The organism is Fischerella thermalis PCC 7521, from assembly GCF_000317225.1.
Lineage (GTDB): Bacteria > Cyanobacteriota > Cyanobacteriia > Cyanobacteriales > Nostocaceae > Fischerella > Fischerella thermalis.
Window position 1 is genome coordinate 13438 of the sequence record NZ_AJLL01000075.1, and the last position, 24555, is coordinate 37992.

At 41.8% G+C, this 24555-nt stretch carries 18 protein-coding genes and 2 pseudogenes; 12 read left to right on the forward strand and 8 right to left on the reverse strand.

Translation table 11 applies throughout. The annotated features are described in order from the left end of the window. Positions 1 to 509 precede the first annotated feature (509 nt). The 3 genes from UYK_RS0115925 to UYK_RS27585 all read left to right on the forward strand — a co-directional run bounded on the left by UYK_RS0115925 (position 510) and on the right by UYK_RS27585 (position 3558). Positions 510 to 1493: an RNA polymerase sigma factor, RpoD/SigA family gene (locus UYK_RS0115925; protein WP_016871755.1), complete on the forward strand. Its 984-nt coding sequence runs from the start codon at positions 510 to 512 to the stop codon at positions 1491 to 1493. A 613-nt stretch (positions 1494 to 2106) separates the two neighbouring features. Beyond that, the gene (locus UYK_RS0115930) at positions 2107 to 2943 is read left to right on the forward strand and encodes a hypothetical protein (protein ID WP_009454915.1); all 837 of its coding nucleotides are present in this window, start codon (positions 2107 to 2109) and stop codon (positions 2941 to 2943) included. A 480-nt stretch (positions 2944 to 3423) separates the two neighbouring features. After that, a complete protein-coding gene (locus tag UYK_RS27585) occupies positions 3424 to 3558 on the forward strand; it encodes a hypothetical protein (protein ID WP_257998930.1) in 135 nt (44 codons plus the stop codon). Here the strand turns inward: UYK_RS27585 and UYK_RS0115935 are convergent. After that, positions 3553 to 4368, reverse strand: a complete 816-nt coding sequence (locus UYK_RS0115935; protein WP_009454917.1) for a squalene/phytoene synthase family protein — start codon at positions 4366 to 4368, stop codon at positions 3553 to 3555. The genes UYK_RS27585 and UYK_RS0115935 overlap by 6 nt on opposite strands. Positions 4369 to 4651: 283 nt before the next feature. After that, positions 4652 to 6562: a squalene--hopene cyclase gene (gene shc / locus UYK_RS0115940; protein WP_009454919.1), complete on the reverse strand. Its 1911-nt coding sequence runs from the start codon at positions 6560 to 6562 to the stop codon at positions 4652 to 4654. Between the two features lie 286 nt (positions 6563 to 6848). On the opposite strand from shc, the pseudogene UYK_RS27810 reads away from it, so the two are divergent. Then, a pseudogene (locus tag UYK_RS27810) lies at positions 6849 to 6923 on the forward strand (transaldolase family protein); the annotation flags it as partial. A gap of 231 nt (positions 6924 to 7154) precedes the next feature. Here UYK_RS27810 and UYK_RS0115950 read toward each other — a convergent pair. After that, positions 7155 to 7610, reverse strand: coding sequence for a hypothetical protein (locus tag UYK_RS0115950; protein WP_009454921.1), 456 nt, complete (start codon positions 7608 to 7610; stop codon positions 7155 to 7157). A gap of 367 nt (positions 7611 to 7977) precedes the next feature. Between UYK_RS0115950 and UYK_RS0115955 the strand changes: the two genes are divergently transcribed. The 3 genes from UYK_RS0115955 to UYK_RS26245 all read left to right on the forward strand — a co-directional run bounded on the left by UYK_RS0115955 (position 7978) and on the right by UYK_RS26245 (position 11177). After that, the gene (locus UYK_RS0115955; protein WP_016871757.1) at positions 7978 to 9993 is read left to right on the forward strand and encodes a glycoside hydrolase family 10-like protein; all 2016 of its coding nucleotides are present in this window, start codon (positions 7978 to 7980) and stop codon (positions 9991 to 9993) included. Between the two features lie 154 nt (positions 9994 to 10147). Continuing rightward, positions 10148 to 10855: a M15 family metallopeptidase gene (locus tag UYK_RS0115960; RefSeq protein ID WP_009454925.1), complete on the forward strand. Its 708-nt coding sequence runs from the start codon at positions 10148 to 10150 to the stop codon at positions 10853 to 10855. Positions 10856 to 10859: 4 nt separating this feature from the next. After that, positions 10860 to 11177 carry a hypothetical protein gene (locus tag UYK_RS26245; protein ID WP_157221833.1) on the forward strand — a complete coding sequence of 106 codons (318 nt, stop codon included), beginning with the start codon at positions 10860 to 10862 and terminating at the stop codon, positions 11175 to 11177. Between the two features lie 215 nt (positions 11178 to 11392). On the opposite strand, the gene UYK_RS0115965 is transcribed toward UYK_RS26245, so the two are convergent. After that, entirely contained in the window at positions 11393 to 13084 is a 1692-nt protein-coding gene (locus UYK_RS0115965; protein ID WP_016871758.1) for an iron uptake porin, read from the reverse strand. Between the two features lie 237 nt (positions 13085 to 13321). Between UYK_RS0115965 and UYK_RS27325 the strand changes: the two are divergent. From UYK_RS27325 to UYK_RS0115985, 4 genes and pseudogenes are all read left to right on the forward strand, one after another. After that, positions 13322 to 16378, forward strand: a pseudogene (locus tag UYK_RS27325) (type 2 lanthipeptide synthetase LanM family protein). Positions 16379 to 16476: 98 nt separating this feature from the next. After that, positions 16477 to 18651: a peptidase domain-containing ABC transporter gene (locus tag UYK_RS0115975; protein WP_016871761.1), complete on the forward strand. Its 2175-nt coding sequence runs from the start codon at positions 16477 to 16479 to the stop codon at positions 18649 to 18651. Between the two features lie 138 nt (positions 18652 to 18789). Further along, positions 18790 to 19014: a mersacidin/lichenicidin family type 2 lantibiotic gene (locus tag UYK_RS0115980; RefSeq protein WP_009454932.1), complete on the forward strand. Its 225-nt coding sequence runs from the start codon at positions 18790 to 18792 to the stop codon at positions 19012 to 19014. Between the two features lie 59 nt (positions 19015 to 19073). After that, positions 19074 to 20576: a beta-barrel domain-containing protein gene (locus UYK_RS0115985; protein WP_009454933.1), complete on the forward strand. Its 1503-nt coding sequence runs from the start codon at positions 19074 to 19076 to the stop codon at positions 20574 to 20576. Between the two features lie 590 nt (positions 20577 to 21166). On the opposite strand, the gene UYK_RS0115990 is transcribed toward UYK_RS0115985, so the two are convergent. The 4 genes from UYK_RS0115990 to UYK_RS0116005 form a co-directional block, all read right to left on the reverse strand. Beyond that, positions 21167 to 21910, reverse strand: coding sequence for a cobalt-precorrin-6A reductase (locus UYK_RS0115990; RefSeq protein WP_009454934.1), 744 nt, complete (start codon positions 21908 to 21910; stop codon positions 21167 to 21169). Beyond that, a complete protein-coding gene (locus UYK_RS0115995) occupies positions 21907 to 22146 on the reverse strand; it encodes a hypothetical protein (RefSeq protein ID WP_009454935.1) in 240 nt (79 codons plus the stop codon). The genes UYK_RS0115990 and UYK_RS0115995 overlap by 4 nt, the downstream gene beginning before the upstream one ends. A 180-nt stretch (positions 22147 to 22326) precedes the next feature. Next, entirely contained in the window at positions 22327 to 23409 is a 1083-nt protein-coding gene (gene cbiD, locus UYK_RS0116000) for a cobalt-precorrin-5B (C(1))-methyltransferase CbiD (RefSeq protein ID WP_009454936.1), read from the reverse strand. Between the two features lie 163 nt (positions 23410 to 23572). Further along, positions 23573 to 23791, reverse strand: coding sequence for a deoxyhypusine synthase-like protein (locus tag UYK_RS0116005; protein WP_009454937.1), 219 nt, complete (start codon positions 23789 to 23791; stop codon positions 23573 to 23575). A 49-nt stretch (positions 23792 to 23840) separates the two neighbouring features. Here UYK_RS0116005 and rpiA point away from each other — a divergent pair, with 49 nt between their 5' ends. Next, positions 23841 to 24551, forward strand: coding sequence for a ribose-5-phosphate isomerase RpiA (rpiA, locus tag UYK_RS0116010; RefSeq protein ID WP_009454938.1), 711 nt, complete (start codon positions 23841 to 23843; stop codon positions 24549 to 24551). The last annotated feature ends 4 nt before the right edge of the window (positions 24552 to 24555 follow it).

Genomic DNA, 24555 nt, shown 5'->3' on the forward strand with positions numbered 1-24555 from the left:
CATCCCCCAATATTACACCCAACTTAGTTCGGTTATCCGGCTACTAACGGCAACACCAACAAGGGTTTTTAGCGTCACTATATATGTAGATATGTAGTAACTATTGCAAAGGAACTTTAGCTATTTTTTTTGGCGAAAACACCATATTAGACTATAATGGAAGGATTTATCTGGACCTATTTACTCGAAAGTAAATTTATTGTAATATTGAATAAGTAGAACTCATACTGACTTCGTATTGAAAGTGTCGTCGCCAACGACTTAAGGAAAAGAAGAATTGTTGAAAATAGCGAAAGTGTGTTTGTAGGGGTCTGAAAATCTGGGGATAGTAGGGGAACCCATTTAAGGGGCTAACCGTCTTGACAGGTTCTATAAAGCCTAAAAAAAACTCAACCTTTTGTAGTAGTTTCCCAAGCCCTGCTAACGTCTGCTGATATATGCACAATCTTTCCTAATTAGCCATAACTATTAAGTATTCTTTTGTGTTTGGAGTAGAGGAAAACGCACCAATGCCCACAGTTAACACTGAACTAGAAAACACCAACGCCAAATTCACGGCTGATATGGTGCGAACCTATTTGCGCGAAATTGGTCGTGTCCCACTGCTAACCCGTGAGCAAGAAATTGTTTATGGGAAGCAGGTACAGCAGATGATGACACTGCTGGACGCTAAGGAAGCTTTGGTGAAAAAACTGCGCCGCGAACCTAGCCTAGAAGAGTGGGCTGCTCACGTGAAAAAATCTGAGTCAGAAGTGAAGCAGACTGTGCAGCAAGGTAAGCGGGCAAAGCAGAAGATGATAGAAGCGAACTTACGCTTAGTTGTTGCTATTGCCAAAAAGTACCAGAAACGCAATATGGAGTTTCTGGATTTGATTCAAGAAGGAACACTAGGATTAGAACGTGGTGTAGAGAAATTTGACCCAACACGAGGCTATAAGTTCTCGACCTATGCCTACTGGTGGATTCGTCAAGCAATTACCCGTGCGATCGCTCAACAAGGCCGTACCATTCGCTTACCCATCCATATTACCGAAAAGCTGAACAAAATTAAAAAAGTGCAGCGAGAACTCGCTCAAAAATTAGGGCGATCGCCATCTCCTGCGGAAATTGCTCAAGAATTGGAATTAGAACCTGCCCAAATTCGTGAGTATCTCAACATGGCACGTCAACCAGTTTCTTTGGATGTGAAAGTAGGTGATAACCAAGATACAGAACTGCAAGAAATGCTGGAAGATGAAGGCCAGTCACCAGAGTATTACATGACTCAAGAATTCTTGCGCCAAGACTTGAATAACCTACTTTCAGAACTCACCCCCCAACAGCGAGAAGTACTAGCTTTACGCTTTGGTTTGGAAGATGGTAATGAAATGTCCTTGGCTAAAGTAGGTGAACGCTTGAATCTGAGTCGTGAGCGCGTCCGCCAATTGGAGCATCAAGCTCTGGCGCATTTGCGTCGTCGCCGCGCCAATGTGAAAGAGTACATTGCTAGCTAAATGGTTAGCTTAGCGCTCAAGGGCGACGCGCCTCCTGAACTCAGGGGGCAATTTTTTTCAGTTATCAGTGATCAGTTATTAGTAAACATACAAATTTCAAAACTGATAATATCAAGTTCGACTAATTGCTTTACGATATTATGCTTCGGTGTTGGTCATTGGTTTTTCCCATTACCAATTACCCATTACCTATTACCAGCCCACGCGACAGTATAAGTATTTAAGCGAACATGATATAACTGGTAATTGATAATTGTTAACTGTCGTCATCCGGAATCGAGAGATTTTCTTTTGTAGTTGCAGATAGATGTACAAAAGCGAGGTACTGTCCCAAAAAGCGTTAATTATTTTAGAATTTACAAAGTCCCTGAATAATTTCAATTTTTCCTGACAATCTTCCTCTTCCTATTGAGCTATTCAATTAGGGGAAACTGCAATAGCTCCAGCAATGGTAGTCTAAGATTACGTTCAAAATTAAATAAAAAATTTCTTTGTTCCCAGAGTTTTTTATCCGACAATATAAATCGACCTTTTGATGGAGTCTTGCTCTCTTAATACTTAGTTAAATTTAGACAAAAGTAAAAAAAGTATTTTTTATTACAGGAGAAATAGGGTGCTTAACCACATAAACAAATTCCTTCCGCCCCGTCAGTATAGACTACCCTTACTTGGATTGTTACTTGTTGTTGGTGTTGTTGGCGAGAGGGCTAAACCTGTGTTAAGTAACCAACTCGCTAGATTACATGCGCCTGCAAGCCAAGAATTTAGTACTCAAACAACCACTTATACTTGGTTACAGGGTGCTTCTTCTCAATCAATTAGTGCCAATAAAGAAATGCGTTTGCGGAAAGCGCTAGTCACATCAAGCTCTACACCCAAAAAATCTAGTGTAGGTAAAATAGCATCTACACAATTACTAAAAAATTCAGCACAAACTTACACTTGGTTACAGGGAAATAATCACCTCAGATCAGAACCACCAGCATCTCTAGCCAACAAATTAGCAGTAGCAGATACAATTAACAACTCACAGCAAAGCGCACCTAAAGCATCCCTAAAAACAACAGAAGTGGCATCGAAATCGAAATTGCCTAAACAAAATGGTATTTACCTTTATGGACAGTCACCCAAACCAGGACAGTTAGGAAAAGGTTATATCATATTTGAAAAGCGCCAAAATAAAATCATTGGTGCTTTGTATATGCCAAGTTCTGAATATAGTTGTTTCAATGGTACACTCAATTCCTCTGGGGAGTTGGCGATGACTGTTAGGGGTTATGCTGGTGAAATTAGTCCGTCAGAAATAGCTACAATTAATGGTTTACCTAGAACTAGTGACGACGAACCTGATATCTATGGTCATTCGGTAAAATTACAAGATTATTATCAACTAAAGTCTATCAGTAGTAGCGATCGCCAAATTTTAAAGATGTGTAAAAATCATCAATAAAGCTATGAGGGTTGCATGTTCGCTAGATATTTTAGAAAGATTTCAACGTTAAAATTTGCGGTCTAAACTTGTGATTTCCGTTATCCCATAGTCCTATAATACCACTGTTAGCAATATATTTATTTTAGATATAGGAATCCAATTTGATTACTGAACATAATTGTGTAAGGAGGCAACAGACAACAAGGAAGTTAGAGGTGTACTGAATTTTTTTCAAAAATAAAATATGAGTCCTATATTAACCACAATAATTAATCATTTATTGGTAGACAATATTAACAGGCAATAGGAAAATCCTGATCATTAAAATTAGAAGATTTGAACAATGATACTTTTTCTCATCCATACTGTGAGAAAAAAGATTCAACTAATTTTGTCAGTTACTCTCCACCCCAACAATTGGGGTGGTTTTTGTTTTAATGCGATCGCATTATCAAATCTGGTGTTGCTAGTAATGGGAATCTCAGGGTTCCCTCTGAGATGAATCAAAATATAAAACAGCGATTCTACTTCAGTCGTCTTGTTCCTGGTGATGCGATCGCCCAAATGCTGAAGAAAAATTCTTCACAAACTATGAATATGAATTCTGAAACCTTAATAATTCATAATTCATAATTTTGTTACCTGCTCAATCAGTGCCAATACATCACTACGAGTAAGTTTTTCTTTACCATCAGCAAGGGCGTTGAGAGTACCATAAGCCAAACTGAGGGGAATTTGGCAAAAATCTAAAGTCGGGCCAGCACTCAGGGCTTTGGTATAAGCTTCTGCTAGTACTAGATTACGACGAGCATACACTTGCATGTTTTCTGCACTCCAACCATCTGGAAAAAAATTGACGTCACGGGTTAAATCTTCTTTATGGTTACGGAGAATGTTAACTGCTTGTAGACCTCTACCAAATCCAACTGCGTAAGTACGGTTAGTCTGCGTCCCATCGTACCAAGTCCACAAATCAGAGAGTAACAGACCAACCGCACCCGCAACCCCAAAAGTATAGCGGTCTAAATCAGACTCTGTATGAATTTTCCAATTTCTTTCTGCCCAGTATGCCATTCTGTCTGCCATTGCTCCAGTTGCATCCCAAATTCGGGGAGCGATAGTCTCAGGTGCTAGCAGCGCCCATTCCCTGATTCTAATAGTTACCTCTGCTAATAATTTTTCGTGAGAACTAAATTCTCTAGAGAAAGCATCGATAGTGAAACCGTCAACTGCTGCCTGTAATGTTAAGCTAATTGCTCGCAAAATATTGGCTTTAGTCTGGTTATCCAGTGTGGGATGATCCTCAATTTCATCGATGGCGCGCATACATAGATATGCTGATGCTACCGCTTCTTGTAAGCCTCGTGGCAAACGACTAATTGGAATATAAAAAGTCCGGCTAGTTTCTTTTAAAATTTCCAAAGCATCTGTCATTAAATCCATTTCTACATACCTATGTTCGTGTTTTACTGTATCGAAGTTTGTAAATCTTTTATGATTTGACTGATAATTTTCACTAAAACTTAATAATTTTATTTGCAATTGTTTGTGTTTAAAAATTGGTTAAATCTGTGTAATTTTTTGTTCATCATGTGCTCACAAAAAAAGTGCTTCTCGGATTTATAGTAGGGACGTACGCTACAGGTGTTCCCGTAGCGTAGTACTTGGAAAACAATTTTTTCATCAAATCGAATAATTGTCACCCAAATTCTTAATCTCTAATAGATCAAGCAAATAATTTTTGATATTGACCTAGAGCTATTAAAGGAAAATATTGTTGATAGAGGTGATACTTTAGATAAAAATGACTAGGAAAGCCAGTGCCTGTAAAATCAGCTTCATCCCAAGAACCATTGGGCAGTTGAGTTACTAGTAAGTAATCAATTCCCCGCTCAATTGCTGGTTTGGCAAAGTTACCAGTTGCTCTACCTGCTGCCATTAGTCCGATTAAAGCCCAAGCTGTCTGCGAGGCTGTACTGCGTCCTTTCCCCTTCAGCCTGGGATCATCATAACTACGACAGGTCTCACCCCAACCGCCATCTGAGTTTTGACAGCTAATTAACCAAGCAGCACCCTGTTCTATGTTGTAGCGATGAGTTTGAGGGGCAACTAAAGATAAAGCAGCCAATGCGCCACTTGTTCCGTAGATGTAATTGACTCCCCAGCGACCAAACCAACAACCTTCAGGTTCTTGCTCATTTAGTAGATATTGAATCGCTCGCTGTTGGTTATATCTATCAATTGATAGATGACAACTACCCAACATTTCTAACACTCTGGCGGTAACATCAGCTGTGTTAGGGTCAATCATGGCTTTGAGATCACCATAGGGGATCAGATTCAGCCAATCTTGATCGTTGTCTAAATCAAAAGCAGCCCAGCCACCTGCTTTACACTGCATAGAAGCAACCCATTCAACAGCACGGCGCATGGCTTGGTGTTTCAACTTTTGATTGGGAAGCTTGACCTGATTTAATGCCATCACCACGACAGCAGTATCATCCACATCTGGATAAAAACGATTGTCAAATTCAAAGGCCCATGCACCGGGTTTACCTTGGCGATTTTTGACAGCCCAATCGCCATAATCGAGAATTTGCTTATTTAACAACCATTCAGCTGAGCGTACTACAGCAGGATGGTCGGGTGCTAAACCAGAATCAACAAGCGCTCTAATTGCCCAAGCCGTATCCCAAACTGGGGAAACACAGGGTTGGACTCGGTAGGTATCTGCTGTTTCAATGGCAAAGTTATCGACGGCTTGCAGTCCTCGCTCGACAATTGGATCGGCGGCGTCGTAATCCAAACAGCGCAAAGCCAGCAGCGAATTGAGCATGGCAGGAATAATACCGCCCCAGTCACCTGTTGCTTCTTGCCGTTCTAATATCCATTTCTCGGCGGCTTTGATACCTTCGGTACGAAAAGGGACTAAATTTAGGTTTTCAGCCAGTTTGAAACCAGAGTCGAGGGTAAGAAATATATCTGTCCAGTTACCGCTACGGGGTAATTCATACTTGACTTGTTCTATGCCTTCTGCATACAGTTCATTTAAGTTGATTGCTGGATCAATGGCAAAAACTGGTTTGCGATCGCATACTATCAACAATGGCACGGTACTTGACCTAGCCCAGCTGGACATTTCGTAGATGTTGAAGAAAAAGTTCTCTGGCAGTAACATTACCCAAGGTGGTAACGAAGGAATACCCTGCCAGCTATAACAACCGATCAGCGCTAGGTGTAATTTTGTAAAAACGCGAGTCCGACTGATACCGCCTCGCTCTAGAATGAACTTTCTGGCCTTAAGCATGGCGGAGTCAGTTGGGGGTACACCCAAGAGCCTCAACGCCATGTATGCTTCCACGGAAGTACTGAGTTCTCCGCCATCATCGTAAAACAGCTCCCAGCCTCCATGTTCTCTTTGTTGAGAACGCAGATATGCTTCTACTTTCTCTAGGGGTCTAGATTTGTCCGTTCCCCAAATTTTATGCAGCAGGACAACCTCCGCAGTGATGGTGACGTTGGATTCTAACTCAGCCCACCAATAACCTTGGGGATTTTGAATTGAAAGCAAGTAGTTCTGGCTAGCAGCGATCGCATCTGGGAGTTTTGATGCGGTGACTCTGTCTTGAGTTTGCATGGAACACTTCTCACACTACACTAAAAGTTCACACTACACTAAAAATGTTTCCAGCTTTACTGAGATATACAGTAATAATCTCTTGCTAAGTAAAAGATTTTTGTCTATTTCCTAAATTTGCTTGAATATATACTGAAAATTGTAATGAAGCATGGTGGCTCTATTCATAAATTTACTCATAAAATTGTGGTCGATTTTGAGGCTTGGATATACGCACATAGGCGTGTAGCAACTTTCTACAAGAGTAGCAATGATTAAAGAATATCTTTACTTTTGAGACTTAAGGGGTGCTAGAATCGTGATCGCTTATGTCAACCGCCTTACCCGTTTATTGGGTGATGGTATTGCTTTAGTAACAGATACCGTAGAAAAGTTTGCTCAAAATGGGATTGGAAGAAATTACTGATAGCAGTTGCAGTACAGAAAGAAAATAAACGAACACCGATGCACACAGATGCACACAGATAGGTTATCGGTGTTCATCTGTGTCCATCTGTGTTCGATATTTATTAAAACTTAACAGTAAGCGATTTTATCGAGGTGCGCTCGCCTGTTGAAATAGGCTCAAGCGATCGCACAATTACCAATTACCCTAATATTGCTTCTTTGTATATCCTAATATCCAATTGTGTGGCTGCTTTAATTGTTTGTACTTACCCTGAACCATTAACCATAAAGCCATGCGAGTTTGCAACCATCCTTTGCTCAGATAATATCCTGGCTTAGCATTAATACCCTCGGCGGAGTTGTGACCTAAATAGGTCACAACTCCACAGATGCTATCTATTCCTTCTATTGTCACTCTTAGAAAATGGTCGTTGATGTATCCACTGGGAAGCATGAAAATAGCATACACATGATGTCGACCACGCCAAGGCTCAACTACGATTTTGTCTGGATGGATATAAAATTTATTACTTGTTGAAGTGGGAATAAATTCTGGTTGCTGACAAGTGATGAGAGGCGATCGCTGTGAAACATAAGAAAAGCCAAGAATACCCAATAAGACCAGCGTTAATAATATGTAGATTAGATTACGTTTTTGCACTGGCAATATCGATTTTCCTCTATCTGAGTTATATTCGATAGGCTAACAAAGGGTCATAGAACTAAAAGCTAAGCTGACTACAAAATTCTTATTTAAAAAACATTTTGATTTCATAATTGGATTGTAGGGAAGCGATCGCTCTTTCCAAACAAAAACCACCTGCACATGCAGGTGGACGCAGGAAAAGAGCATAATGTCCTACAGAATTTTTAGCAGTATGACATCACAAAGTTTTGTCGTTGATGTGTTGATGTTGTGGCGATTAAAGAGCGATCGCACCGATTGAGATAAACCTAAAGAGTAATGGAAAAACCGTCCCAAAAATTACAAAGCTGACTAAAATCAATCTAGTTAGCTGGGATTGGATATGGTATCTACTTCTACTCGCTTTTCGGATATTGAAAGTCATTGGGCCCGCGCTTTTATTGAAGCTTTAGCTCAACGTAAAATTTTAAATGGGTATCCTAATGGCACGTTTCGTCCCGATAACTCAGTAACTCGTGCGGAGTTTGCTGCTATAATTGCCACAGTTTTTAACCAACCTGCCAAGCGGGAGTATGTGCCGTTTACTGATGTTCCAGCTAACCACTGGGCAGCAAATGCAATTAAAAAAGCTTACGAAACAGGATTTCTGTCTGGCTATCCTGATCGCAGTTTTCGTCCTAATAATAGAATTGCTAAAGGCGATGTTTTGGTATCTTTAGTCAGTGGTTTAGGTCTAGGCACTAGTATTAAACCTGACTTGTTACCAACTCTTACCCTTATCTATAATGATGCAGCTAGTATTCCTGAATATGCAAGAAACGCAGTGGCGATCGCCACTCGTGCTGGTATAGTTGCTAATTTTCCTAACGTGAAAATATTTAACCCGAATGTAGCAGCAACCCGAGGTGATGTGGCGGCGATCATATATCAAGCCTTGGTATATCAGGGTAAGGCAGAAAAAATAGCCTCCAGCTATATTGTTGTTGCCCCGGAATCAGGAAATATACCTACCCCTGTTGCGATTGTCAGTCATAAACGAGAGTTTCGGGGGGCTTGGGTAGCTTGTGTGTGGAATAGTGATTGGCCTTCTAAACCAGGACTTCCTGTAGCCCAGCAAAAAGCTGAGTTAATCAAGATTATTGAAAAATTAGATGCTCTCAATTTCAACGCCTTGATACTTCAGGTACGACCAGAGGGAGATGCAGTCTATGCTTCCCAATTGGAACCCTGGAGCGCTTGGTTAACAGGAACTCAGGGGAAAGCACCAGATCCATTTTATGACCCTTTAGAATTTGCGATCGCTGAATGCCACAAGCGTAGTATTGAACTTCATGCTTGGTTTAACCCTTACCGGGCCAGTACTTCCACTGATCCATCCAAAACTGTTCGCCCCCACCTCGCAGCTACCAATCCAGAATGCGTCTACCTGTGGAAAACTCAACGTTGGATGGACCCAGGAGTGAAAATAGTTCAGGATCGGGTTTATAACGTGATCTTAGATGTGGTGAAACGCTACGATGTTGACGGCATTCACTTAGACGACTATTTCTATCCCTATCCCGTAGAGGGTCAATCTTTTCCCGATGACAAAACCTACGCTGCATATAAGGCGGCTGGTGGTACACTCAGTCTTGCTGATTGGCGTCGGGACAATGTTAACAAAATGGTACAGCGCCTCTGGCAAGGAATCAAAGCCACCAAGCCCCAGGTCAAATTTGGCATTAGTCCCTTTGGTATCTATCGTCCCGGACAACCCCCTGGTATTACCGGCTTGGATGCTTATAATGTGCTGTATGCTGATGCGAAAAAATGGCTAGAACAAGGTTGGATTGATTATATTGCTCCCCAGCTTTACTGGCGCACCGACCAAAGCCAACAAAGTTACTCCGCCTTATTGAAGTGGTGGACACAGATTAACATCAAGCAAAGACACGTTTATGCAGGTAACAATCTCACAGAACCAAACAACAAGAGTCGCGAAAGTGACGAAATTGAAAAGCAGGTAAAAATTAGTCGTAGCCAAGCTGAACAGTTGTCTCTGGGGAATATCTTCTTTAACGTAGGTGTTTTGATGGAAAATAGTCAGGGCATCGCTGATAAATTGCAACTGCTTTACAACAAACCTGCCTTACCTCCAACTTTATCTTGGCAGAATTCCACACCACCAGCACCCCCCACAGCGCTGCAAGTTAGCAACCGTAAATTGACTTGGAAACCAGGTGATAACAGTCAGATTCGTTCTTGGACAGTTTATAGGCAGAGTGGCGATACTTGGACATTGCAGCGAGTTTTGCCTGCTAGCACAACCTTTGCCACCGTTGAACCAGGAACTTATGCTATATGTGCAGTAGATCGGTTGGCAAATGAAAGCGCAGGAGCAGTAATAGGAGTCAGTTAAAGCTTATATCATGTCTGCTAGCACACTTATACTATTTGCCTGTGTTGGTAATTGGTAATTAATGGGTAATTGGTCAGCTAAAAGCTCACTTAAGCTATTAGCAATAATTCCTAATCTAAAATCCAAAATCTAAAATCTAAAATCCAAAATTGGTATGAGACCTTATCATCAAGTTCCCATCCAAGAGTGTGGCGAACCGCTAGTAGCGATTCCTTTGGCAATGTTTGCAGTGGAATCTCCCCATCCTTATGAAAAATTAGGTGCGCCTTATGGGGAACATTCCCCCTATTTTCTGCGCCGCAGTGTTGTTGAGAGCTTGATCACAGCCCAAAATCACTTACAATTGCTGCGTCCCGACTGGCGGATTCAAATTTTTGATGCTTATCGTCCCGTAGCTGTGCAACAGTTTATGGTAAATTACAGTTTTGCTGAAGCGGTACGAAACAAAGGACTTGTTGAGGAAAATTTATCAGCAACTCAGCGTCAAGAAATTTGGCAAGAGGTTTATCAAATTTGGGCTGAACCTAGTTTAGATATAAATACACCACCGCCTCATAGTACTGGTGCTGCTGTGGATGTAACGCTAGTGGATGAGAACGGCGCAATTGTTAATATGGGTTCACCGATTGATGAAATGTCAGAGCGATCGCTCCCTGATTACTATGCCAATAGTGAACAACCAGATGCACAACAATATCATGCTCTTCGTCTGCTACTGCGAGATGTGATGGAGAAAGCCGATTTTAAACGTAACCCGCGTGAGTGGTGGCATTTTTCCATAGGTGATCAGATGTGGGCTTGGTTGCATAATCAAATCAATCCAGGTCAAAATCTAGTTGCACGCTACGGTAGACTACTCTGAAAATGTGGAAATACGTAGAGACGTTGCAGTGCAACGTCTCTACAAAATTTGCAACGTCTCTACAAAATTTGCAACGTCTCTACAAAATTTGCAACGTCTCTACAAAATTTGCAACGTCTCTACAAAATTTGCAACGTCTCTACAAAATCGATGGGGTTCTCATGAAAATATAGAAATTGGCTGCGCCCTGTATTTATATAGCTTTGCCGACAAGATTAATCGTACAGGTGTCACGCTTGTGAGGGTATCCTTCTCAAAAAATATATGCGAAGCGAAAATCACCCTCACCAAGCGTGCTAATACCATTTCACAAAATTTTTGATACAAATTCTCTCCCTTGTCTTCCTTGTCCTCCTTGTCTCCTTAGCCACCAAATGTATCAGACTTATAGTGAAACGGTATCACTAATCAACAACGCCACAAAAAAGCTTTAATTTTTGCAAGTGGATATAAAGTAATAATCCAGAGATAGGCTGTCTTGTCAAGAAAAAGCCTCTGAAATATTACAAAATACCCAACTTTTCAATCTAAATTCTATCAAAACCTAAAGGTAGTGCGAATTGTACCTATGACTACATCAGGGTTATCACTGGTTTGGTTAGGAGCGATTAACCAAATTACTCCAGGTGTAATTGAGATATTATCGTTGAGTTGATATTTGTAGAAGGCTTCTAAATGTACTGGTGTAGCGCGATTAGGTATAGTGCTGATTACGTCAGTTGCACCACCTAAAAATGGTCTATATAAGGGAACTACACCAGAACGAGTAGCATAAGGGGGAACACCGACGATAATACCTCCCAAGTTACCATCTTTACCCAAATCAGGAAAGGCTAGAGCGATCGCATAACTGTAAACATCTGCACTTTCATTATTAATGCCTGCGGATTGTCCTTGTTGATTAGTATACATAAACCAACCATTAATTGCGAATTTAGAGGAAACTTGCCACAACCCCGCTACACCATAAGCATTGATTGTGCGTCGGGAATTATCAGAAATTAAACTTGGTGAATTTGCGGAGATTGTCCCCACATCATTGAGAAAAGTAGGTGTTCCTGCGGTGTAACCATTAACGTAAGTTAAGCCGAAAGCTAAATTTCTGGTTGGTTGGATAGTTAATTGCGCTAAAGCTGAATAGCGACCATTAAATAAACCGCCAGCCGTTGTACCATTACTGCTACTAGGAGTTAAATTTTCTGGACTACTAGCATTTGGGGCTAAGTATCCTAAACTCAAGTTAATCGCAGGACTCAATTCATAATTCAACCCCACACCCGCACCGTGGGAAACAATGCGATAAATCGGGCTATATTGAGCAAAGGTAGAAAGTGAACCAGAACCCCCATCTTCATCACCAACTGCACTAAACACAGTTGGTAAATAATCTACGTGTTCTCCCCGATTGGCAAATACAGCTATCCGTAATTTATCACCTACTGGAAACTTATAACTAACAGTGCCTATTTCTACACTACCTGCTTGATCTGGAAACTCTTGGTTAAAGGTTTGACTACCTTCTGGTGTTGTTTGTAAACTTCCCAATGAAGCCAGGAAGGGATCTGCTCCATAGCGGAAACCTCCAGCCCTTTGGGGGTGTGGAGTGCTACCAGCTTGTAGCCTAATTTTTAGCTCGTCTTTCCCTGTAAAACTACTGAGTAAATTGAGCCGAACTCTGTTAGCAAAAATAGTGCTATTTCGAGGTACACCAACTCCAAAAGGATCACTATCTCCTGACAAAACATCAGTAATAGCAAAAATTACTTCACCGGAAAGTTTGGTAGTTGTGGAGAACTGCTGTGTTTCTAAAGTTGCAGTCTTGGCTTCTAGTGCGTCTACCCGCCCCCGTAAAGTCGCTAGTTCGGCTGTAAATTCCTCTTGTAGCCTTTGTATAGTAACTAAGTCTTCTTTTTGAACTGTTTCAGCCGTAGCGGTGGCTATTAGCTCATTTACCCTATCTAAGCAAGCATTTAATCCGGCGGCGAACTCGTAGCGAGTCATGGCGCGATTTCCCCGGAACGTACCGTTGGGATATCCTGCAATACAGCCATAGCGTTCTACTAAAGATTGTAAAGCTGCAAAAGCCCAATCTGTGGGTTGGACATCGGATAACTGGGATACGGAAGTTATCTGCGCTAATGATTCATATGTCGTTTCTGCCGCCCATACTTCTGCTGCAATTACCCATGTTGATACACCCAAAAGTCCACACCACAATGCTTTTAACATCACAACCTCAATAGTATATACACCTGTATTGCAGATACTTTACGTTGGTATCCAGATAATGATAATAATTATCATAATCATGCGATAGTGTAAACACTGGGATTGTCAATGAAACAATTTAACTGTGAGGATGCCGCTTGGTATCGTGCAGCGTCATTAATGGAGCGTATTGCTGTGATGTCACTAGAAGCACCATCTAACGTTGAATTGGGACGGCGACGACTCCAGCGATGGCGGATGGAATCTCCTTTTACAGATGAGGCTTTGTTTACTGAAAGGTTAGCAAGGGATGGTTTAAATCCAGATGATTTTTGTTACCTATTAGGGCAATCAGCACCGCAAATACCGCAGATTTGGCTAGGGGAACTGGCAGCAGCCTACAATAATTGTGGGGTTGAGGATATTACCAGACTGCTATCATTGCAGCATCCGAATCTGGGGTTATTAAATGCGATCGCTCCCTGCATTCGTCAAGGTATGATGCAACTGAGGTCAGGGGTTGATAGTCTACAAAATATACCTATTAATATCAGTAATATTGACAGTATCCTTTTACAAGGCTTACCAGAACAACTATTATTCATGCTCCATCCCACCTTGGTACTAGAACTCAACGTAGCGAGGTTACAAGGATTATTAACAGGTGATACCGCCGAGGCAAGATTTTCTAGCTTTGTGCAACGGTTGCAAACGGTAGAGGTGAGGCTGACACTATGGCAAGAGTACCCTGTGTTAGCACGGCTAATTATAGAGGAAATTCAGCGTTGGGTGACAACTAGCTTAGAGTTTCTGCAACGTCTTGGTGATGACTGGGAAGAAATATGTCGCCAATTCCAGCCAGATAACCCCGGTAAACTGATCAAAATTCAACGGGGTGCAGGAGATAGTCATCATGGTGGTAGGTCTGTTTTTATACTGGAATTCGAGAGTCGTTGGCAGTTAGTTTATAAGCCCCGTTCCCTAGCTGTAGATGGGCATTTTCAAGAATTACTACTCTGGTTAAATCAACAAGGTACTCATCCCCCTTTTAAAACTTTACAAATTCTCAACCGGGGTGATTATGGTTGGATGGAATTTGTCAAAGCACAAAAATGTACTGTTCCAGAAGAAATTGAGCGATTTTATCAGCGTCAAGGTGGTTATTTAGCCTTGCTATATGTTTTATCAGCCACGGACTTTCATTTTGAAAATCTGATTGCTGTAGGCGAACATCCCATGCTGATTGATTTAGAATCTTTATTTCACCCCCGCAGCCATGAAGCCACAGCCACAGTCGCCGATACCTTAGATAGAGAAATGATGGCTGATTCCGTATTACGGGTAGGTTTATTACCGCAGTTAGTCTGGGGAAATACCCAAGCAGCCGGAATTGATTTGAGTGGTTTGGGTGGTGCGGCTGGACAAGTTACACCAGAACGAGTCCCCCAATTGGAGAAAACGGGTACTGATACCATGCGAATTGTCCGCCGACAGGTGGTATTAGCAGGTAGTCAAAATCGTCCTACACTCAACGACAGGGAGGTGAATGTACAAGCCTATACACCAGCTATTACCCAAGGATTTACAGATGTTTACCGCACCCTTTTACAACATCGTTAAGAATTGCTGAAGATATTAGATAGATTTGCAGCTGATGACGTGCGTGCGGTGATGCGTCCGAGTAGAATCTACTCCTTACTACTGCGGGAAAGCTATCACCCCGATGTGTTGCGAGATGCCTTAGAGCGCGATCGCCTGTTTGATAAACTGTGGATAGACGTACAAAATCGTCCCATTCTCAGTCAAGTTATTAGGGCGGAACGTCAAGCCCTATGGCAAGGTGATATTCCTTTATTTACCACATATCCCCATTCCCGCGACTTATGGAGTCGAGATACTAGCTTACATTTGCCCAATTTTTTCACCCAGTCGGGAATGGAATTGGTTCACCATCGCATCCAACAACTGAGTGAACGTGACTTACAACGTCAGCAATGGTTTATTCAAGCATCTTTATCTACCTTGGGGATAAATGCAAATACTGATCAACATCAAGTCAAACATTCACCCTCGATTCCCCATTCCCAACTCCCAACTTCCCATTCCCCCCTCACAGCAGCTTGTATAATTGCTGACCGCCTAGAACTCCTCGCCCATAAAAACGGTGAATTGATTAACTGGATGGGTGTCGCCGTCACCAACAATCATCAATGGACATTAACCCCCTTGGGAACAGATTTTTATGAAGGTGTGCCAGGAATAGCTTTTTTCCTAGCTTATCTGGGAGAAATTACGCAAAATTATCGCTACACCCGCCTAGCACAAGTCACCATCAAAACCTTACAACAGCAGTTGATTAGAGATGCCGACTCAATTAAATTCATTGGTGCATTTAGTGGCTGGGGAGGAATTATTTACACCTACACTCACTTAGGAACACTATGGCAAAATCCTGATTTAATTGCTGATGCAGTCACCTTAGTGGAAAAACTCCCTGCCTTGATAGTCCAAGATCAACAGTTAGATATTATCGCAGGTGCAGCTGGTTGCATTGCTAGTTTGTTGAGTTTATACCAAGTTTTTCCCGATGACTTAATTTTAGATGTCGCCCTGGAGTGTGGAGAACATCTGCTTAATCAAGCCCAAATCATGGATGATGGAATCGGCTGGATTTCTCCCAGTGGTGGAAAGCAACCCCTCACAGGATTTGCTCATGGTGCGGCTGGGTTTGCGTCGGTACTGTTAGAATTAGCCCACACCACTGGAAAACAAGAATTTCAAAGCGCTGCTATCAAAGCAATTAACTACGAACGCAGACATTTTTCCCCAGAGGCGGGTAACTGGCTAGACTTACGCAGCACCGACAAAACAAACCAGTTTATGACAGCGTGGTGTCATGGTGCGCCAGGGATTGGCTTAGGACGCTTGCGTGGCTTAAAATACCTAGATGATCCAGAAATTCACCAAGAAATTGCGATCGCTATTCACACCACAATCAACCAAGGTTTTGGGGATAATCAATGTCTCTGTCACGGAGATTTAGGCAACCTAGACCTATTATTACTCGCCAGCAAAATCTTCAACCAGCCAGAACTCACATCGCACACATCCCCAATCGCCAGCCAAATCCTCAATCACATCCACCAACATAACTTTTATTGTGGTGTACCCCTAGCCATACAAACCCCAGGACTAATGACAGGATTAGCTGGTATAGGCTACGGATGCTTACGCCTAGCCCATCCTGAAAAAATCCCCTCCATCCTCCTCCTAGAACCCCCTCAACTAAATTCAAAATTCAAAATTCAAAATTAAGAAAGTGAAACTCAGCATAGCTTTTAGAGTTTGCATCTGGATCATAGTTTTTTGTGAATTGGTATCATCTCAACTCCTACCCTCTGCATCTGTGCGTGATGAAATACCCCGTCGTCCTACAACACAACGAAGAAGACTGTGGACCCGCCTGTCTAGCCACCATCTCCAAATACTACGGACAGCTATTCACCATCAACCGCACCCGTGAAGCCGCAGGAACAGGACAATTAGGAACAACCCTACTCAACCTCAAACAAGGGGCGCAAGCTTTAGGCTTCAATGCGCGGGGAGTGAAAGCCGTCATTGACTTAGTAGACAAGCAACAGATACCCCTCCCAGCCATCATTCACTGGAAAGGTAATCACTGGACTGTATTATATGGGCGTAGAGGTAAGAAATATATTGTTGCTGATCCCCTGGTGGGTGTGCGTTATTTAACTAAAGAAGCACTGTTAACTGGTTGGACTAACGGGGTGATGCTGCTACTAGAACCCCGTCCCGACTTCTTTTCTCAAACAGATGATCACGATAAAGTCGGGGGGTGGAAACGCTTAACGCAACGTCTATTTAGTTACCGTCATATCTTAGCAGAAGCCTTACTACTCAACTTTGTCGTCGGCTTATTAGCCTTACTTTCGCCATTTCTCATCCAAATTCTTACAGATGATGTTTTGGTGAGAGGAGACACCCAATTACTCACGGGGATAGTCTTGGGAGTCTTAGCGATGAGCTTGATTAGTAGTGCTTTGCAATGGGTACAAGGAAACCTAGTAGCACACTTTGCCCATCGTTTGGAATTAGATTTAGTCTTAGAATTTGGCAGAACTATTTTACGTTTGCCTTTGTCTTATTATGAATCTCGCCGTAGTGGTGAAGTGGTGAGTCGGTTACGGGATATTCAAACCATTAATCAATTAGTTTCTCAAGTGGGTGTGAATTTACCTAGTCAATTATTAATTGCGATCGCTGCTTTAGCCTTGATGCTATTTTACAGCCCTAAGCTTACCCTGGCATCATTATTAATAGCATTTTTTATGCCCTTGTCCACAGTGGTTTTCTTCCCCACTCTACAACAGAAAATCCGCAGTGTTTTAGGGTTAGCCGCCGAAAATCAAGGTATTTTAGTAGAAACCTTTAAAGGTGCATTAGTTGTCAAAACTACCAATGCAGCCCCAGAATTTTGGCAAGAATTTCAAACTCGCTACGGTAGACAAGCCAACTTCATGTTTCGCACCGTGCAGATTGTCATTACCAATAACATTTTTTCTAGTTGGGTAGCCACATCAGGAGGGATAATCTTGCTGTGGTTCGGTAGTACATTGGTAATTAATCGAGAAATCAGTATAGGACAATTATTAGCGTTTAACAGCTTAAATGCTCAGATTATTGCCTTAGTCAATACAGCCGTGGGATTTGTCACCGAATTTACCCGCGCCCAAGCCGCTACAGAACGTTTAAATGAAGTCATTCAATCTACCCCAGAATTTCCCGAAGTCAACCACAAACCCTTTGTCAACATTCCCGACAATGCAGAGATTATTTGCAGCTATCTCAATTTTCACCATCCTGGTAGAGTTGATTTATTACGGGATTTCTCCTTGACTCTCCCAGGGGGAAAAGTGATTGCCATAATTGGACAATCAGGGTGTGGTAAAAGTACCCTCGCCAAACTCCTAGCTGGGTTATACACCCCCCAATCAGGGAATATTCGCATCCACCACTACAACCTCCAAGATTTATCTCCTGATTGCTTACGCCAACAGGTAATTCTAGTTCCTCAAGAAGCTCATTTTTGGAGTCGTTCAATTTTAGATAATTTGTGTCTTGGTAATCCCCAAGTCAGTTTTGAACAAGTCGTGACAGCTTGTCAAGTAGCAGATGCAGACACCTTTATCAGTAAATTACCAGAGAAATATCAAACCATCTTAGGGGAATTTGGCGCTAACCTTTCCGGTGGACAAAGACAACGATTAGCCATAGCCAGAGGTATCATTACCCATCCACCAATTTTGATTTTAGATGAATCCACCGCCGGACTAGACCCCAAGAGCGAAAGTACAGTTTTAGATCAATTACTAGCCTATCGCCAAGGTAAAACCACCATCCTCATTAGCCATCGTCCCCAAGTCATCCAGCGTGCAGACTGGATTGTACTCTTAGAAGCCGGACAACTCAAACTCCAAGGTACTCCCTCCGAACTACTCAACATCCCCGGTGAACACCTAGATTTTCTCCAATCTTTGCGTCACTCTGCGTTTCAAAATAATACTTGACTACCCGAATGATAATGATTATTATTCTATTATTGATGAAATTGTCATCAATAATACTTTTTTACTCGTGATTTCTAGGGAATAAACACTAGGAATTGCTAAATAATCATGACCTAATCCCCAACATTTGAGGTATATATGTCTGTAGATATCATCCGTGCATGGAAAGACGAAGAATACCGTCAAAGCCTCAGCACAGGACAACTGCAACAACTACCAGCAAACCCGGCTGGCTTGATTGAATTGAATGATGAAGATATGTCATCTGTGTCTGGCGGATGTACAACCTGTGGTAATCCTCTGCATACACCAATCATCAAATGCAAAGCTGTATTTGGTGAATTGGGCGATATCAGTGTGTGAACAGTTACTGTTTCTCAAATCAAAGGACTAAAGTCCTGACTACAAACTAAATTGAATTGATGATAGAAATTAAACAGTTTAGTTCGGCGTTTCTTCCTAGCGCGAAATCTGATGAATACCTACCTAACATTGGTATTTGGACGCGACTAGGAGGATTTTTTCTGGTGGGGGTGGTAGGGGTGGCTGTGAGTGTTGCGGCTTTGACAAGATATCATCAAACAGTGAAAGCACCAGGAACTGTGCGCCCGGCTGGTGAACTACGCATAGTTCAGGCGGCGATGCAAGGAACAGTGAAAAAAACATTTGTGAGGGAAAATCAGCTTGTCCAACAAGGTGAACCTCTCGTAATTATTGATGACACCCAGTTACAAACTAAAAAAAGTCAACTGCAAGGGAATATTCAAAAATATCAGCTACAACTCACCCAAATCAATGCTCAAATACTTGCTTTAGATCAGCAAATTGCTACGGAAAATCAACGCGGTGAACGTGTGATATCCTCAGCTAAAGCTGAACTCAATTTGACACAACGGGAGTATGCAGATCGAAAAATTGCTGTGAGTAGTGAATGGCAAGAAGCCGAAGCTAATATTAACATTGCTCAAAATGAATTGCAGCGAGCGCAAGCTGATTTCAAATCAATTCAAGCTAATCTCAAAAGTGCAGAAGCTGCATACAAAGCCGCAATTGTCAAGCGCGATCGCTATCAAATCATCGCTCAATCTGGCTCGATTTCCCAAAACCAACTAGAAGAAGTACAACTAGCCGCGACTCAGCAAGCACAAGTTTTAGAATCACAAAAAGCCACACTAGAAAGTCAAAAACAAGTCATTCAACAAAAACAACAAGCTTTAACAGCCGCAATCGCTAGACGTGCGAAAGCTGCTTCTGCATTGAATCCCAGTAATGCAGTGATAGAAATTGCCCAAGATAAAATTGCCACGGAACAAGCTAGTAAACAAAATAATTTAGCTCGTTTACGCCAAGAAAAACAAAGTTTATTACAGCGTCAAACGGAAATTAAAGACACAATTAATAATACAGAAAAAGAACTAAAACAGATTTTATCGGATATTCAAAAAACTATTATTCGGGCTTCAGCTACAGGCAATATTTTCAAGTTAGAACTGCGAAACCCCGGACAGGTGGTACAGTTGGGACAGGCGATCGCTCATATCGCCCCCAAAAACACGCCTTTAATAATTAAAGCCCGTGTTGCATCTGCTGACATTGGTAAAGTACGGATTTGTCGATTAGAAAAAATTGCAGATTGTCAACAAGGTAAAGTACAAATCCGATTTTCTGCTTATCCCTATCCTGATTACGGCACACTTAAAGGTGCTGTGAGAGAAATTACTGCCGATGCAATTACTACAGCAAATAACTCATCAATACCTGCCTATTATGATGTGACAATTGAACCAGAAGTAAATTATTTGCAAAATAATTTGCAAAAGTATTATATTCAAGCAGGTATGGAAGTCACAACAGACATACTTGCTCAAGAAGAAACTTTATTAACATTCATTCTCAGAAAAACTAGATTACTTACTAATTTATAGAATTTATCCAACTTCAGATATAAACTAATCGTTTACTAGTTAGGAAAACCTAGCCTTCAGAATCATAATTTTTAAAATTTAATATCCACAGATACAGAAAAAATGATTGTAAACATGGCGCACACTTCCTGTATGGGATAGATCGTTTACCATTGATATTTCCAATTGGGATTGAAAGTAGTTACCGTATGAAAAACCAGTGCCGAATCAAAACTACTATTAAAAATCCCTCCATCCGGCTTCTATTTTTTGGTTTAGCTTTTTTTAATTATTAATGTTTGGATTTATCTGTTATGGCATTATGTCAGCCGTTTAAAAAGAAGTACCAAGCAAGTTTTTTCTCATCTATTTACCCTCAAACAGATGCTTGAATTTTTACGCCAAGTTCTAGACCACAACTATGGGGTAGCCCGTGAAGTTTATTTACCACCCGGCTGAGTTTGCTTAATTTTTGGGCTTTATTAATAAGCTAGTCTTATATTTTGTCTACAGCAATCAGCTTTTTAGATTAACCAAAGAAACTGTATCATAGACTACTATTTTTTAGCGATCGCAAAAGTTTTCGGTCTACTGAATTTAATCATGTTCTATTAGCACACCTGGTTAATTAACCACTGCATCGCACTTTCCACATCGCTGACTTTCTCTGCGGGCGGAGTGGGTGGACGCTTCACCATCACCACCTTTACCCCTAATTCTCGTGCCGCGATTATTTTGGCATAAGTAGCATCACCACCGCTATTCTTACTTACCAAAGTATCAATCTGATGTTCAATTAACAACTGACGTTCATTATCTAGAGCAAAAGGGCCGCGATCGCACAATATTATCCCTGGTGGTACTAATGCATCAGGCGCGGGTGGATCAATCAACCGCATCAAAAACCAAATACCGTCCAAGCTAGCAAAAGGCGCAAGTTGCTGTCTACCAATAGTCAAGAATACCCGTTTGGCAAATTCAGGTAACACACTAGCAGCAACTTCCACGCTATCAACCTCAATCCACTCATCTCCAGGAACTTGTAGCCACATCGGACGAATAAACATTAAATGAGGAATATCACACCTTGCAGCAGCAGTCGCCGCATTCCAAGAAATCTGTGCTGCAAAGGGATGAGTCGCATCAATGAGCAAATCTATTTTTGCTTCACGCAGATATGTAACTAAACCCGCTTCACCACCAAAACCACCAAAGCGCACCATTCCTGTAGGTAATTGTGGATTACGAGTGCGACCTGCTAAAGATGTAATCACTTCTATTTGCTCAATCACCGAGGCTTTAGCCGCTAACTCCGCAGCATCACCCGTTCCACCAAGAATAAGCAAACGTTTCATTTGACGCTCTCCTCACTATAAGTGAGGAGATTCACAACTTCGACGATCGTGCCATTGTTGTTATCTTGAAAAAACAGATCCAACTGAGTTCCCAAGTTCCCAGGCACACCACGTTTGCTCTTGAGAGCTTTGTGTTGTCTCCTTTTAGACCCTGTTGATTCAGGTTTGGGCGTTTCAAACAGTTTGACAACCTGCACCTGTTTTGGACGTAGCTTGTAGACGTAACCTAAGAGCAAACTTTTTCCTTTGTCGTAGATAGTAGTATTATTATCTACAGTAAAATATACCAGAAAAAAATAAATGGTTGGTTGTTAGTAGTTAGTGGTTAGTAGTTAGTGGTTAGTAGCTGTTTACTACTCCTCACACCCCATCACCCCTACCCTACGGGAAGCCGCGCAGAGCGCGTCTACACCCCATCACCCCACCACTCTCCCCAGTAATTCCGTCGCTTGCGAATCTTGACTGATAATTTCACCTTTACGATCAAACAATACAGTACCAACTTTTAAGGTGACATTTGCGTATTTCTGCACGTAAGCTGTGGCTTTCTGACTAATTTTTTCAGCCAGTTTCCCAAATACTAATTCTGACAATCCCAGTTCGAGCAATTTTTTGTGTGCAGCATCAGCGGTTTTAGCTTGCAAAACAGCACCTACAGCCTGTAAATTCCCACCAACAGCAACCACAGCAGCGCTGATGATTTCTAATTTGGCATCTGCTAAATGACTGGAAGTATTGAAAATACCCCCTGCTAGCTTAATTAGTTTGCCCTGATATCCCAACAATAAAACAGAATTAGCATGGTATAGTCCAGCTTCTACAAGCATGGCACCAATCCAATTACCAGTTTGTGCGATCGCTGATTCTGGTATGCCTAAACGTTGAGCTACTTGCATCCCATTGCTACCAATACAAAATACTAAGTCCGTACAATCCCTGATTTTCGTTTGCAATGACTGTCGAAATTCTTCTAGATGATCAGCCGCAGATAGAGGTTGAGAAATGCCACTAGTTCCCAACAATGAAAGTCCTTCTAAAATGCCAAAAGCTTCATTGGAGGTGCGTTGTGCCAATTGGCGACCTTCGGGAAGAATAATTGATACTGTGACTGTTTGCTCAGGAGGAATCAAAGGTAGTAAATTGGCATCAAATAGGCGACGAGCGTAGCTGTAAATTGCTGCTTCTCCAGAAGCTGTTTTTCCCAAACCTTCGCCTGCTTCCAAAACCAAAGCTTGAGACTGTCGCTGTGACAACCTCACCCAAGCCCAAATAGGTGTATTCCTAGTTAAATCTAGGTTATCCCCAGGATCACTGAGCGTAATAGCTAGGGCGCTGTGTGATTCTAGCCTTGCTACCTGAGAAATGGGAATTTCTGCTATTCCAGGTAACAGATCAATCTCAACGGATACCTGTGAATCTATTTTGCTACTTAGATGCAACAAAGCAGCCTTAGCAGCAGCCACAGCAAATACTGGTAAAGTGTAACCTGTGCGAGCCATAAGTATGTAGTGAGGACTTAGTCCTATAAATATTAAGCACTAAAGTACCTACTACGAACAACCGTAAGTATGTAGTGAGGACTTTAGTCCTATAAATATTAAGCACTAAAGTACCTACTACGAACACACCAACATTATTAGGGGCGTTTGACTCCTGTAAGTTTTAAACTGAAACTGAACTAGGTTGAGATTGATTAGATAACTTAGCTAACTGACGACCTGAGCAAGATTTCCAATTTCCTTTACCGTATGCATATCCAGCAATCAATGGTAAAGCCAAAGTTGCTTCAGCCAAGTCTCCTGAGCGCACGGCTCTTTCTTTATGCTGGGAAAAGAGTCCACTGCACTCTGCCTCGTCTACACACTTCCCCACTCTCCCCATCTCCCCTAATATTTACTTGTAAGTTAAATCAGCTTTTCAGGAGTTGGGAATGACAGCAGCAACAGACCCCGTAAAATTGATGAAGCAAAAAGTTGGTAAAGCCGCCGCCGACTTAGTAAAGTCAGGTTCTATTGTCGGTTTAGGTACAGGTTCAACCACAGCTTTTGCAATTCAATATATTGGAGAACGTCTCAAGTCGGGCGAACTCAAAGATATTGTTGGTGTTCCCACTTCTTTTCAAGCAGAAGTGCTGGCGAAGGAATACGGTATTCCGCTAACCACTTTAGATGCAATTGATCACATCGATATTGCTATTGATGGTGCTGATGAGGTCGATCCCCAGAAGAATTTAATCAAAGGTGGTGGTGCTGCACATACTCGCGAAAAAGTTGTAGATTACCTGGCAGATCAGTTTATTGTCGTTGTGGATGGTGGTAAGTTAGTCGATCGCTTAGGTTCAGTTTTCGCTGTACCAGTGGAAGTCATACCAATGGCTGTTACACCTGTAATGCGCGCCGTTGCAAAACTTGGCGGGAAACCAGAACTGCGAATGGGTGTGAAAAAAGCAGGGCCTGTGATCACAGACCAAGGCAATATGGTGATAGACGTCAAATTTGACTCTATTGATGATCCAGTGAACCTCGAAAAAACATTGAATAATATTCCTGGTGTTTTGGAAAATGGCATTTTTGTTAATTGTGCAGATCGCGTTTTGATTGGCGAAGTCAAAGATGGTCAACCTGTAGTACGGGAAATGTAAACAT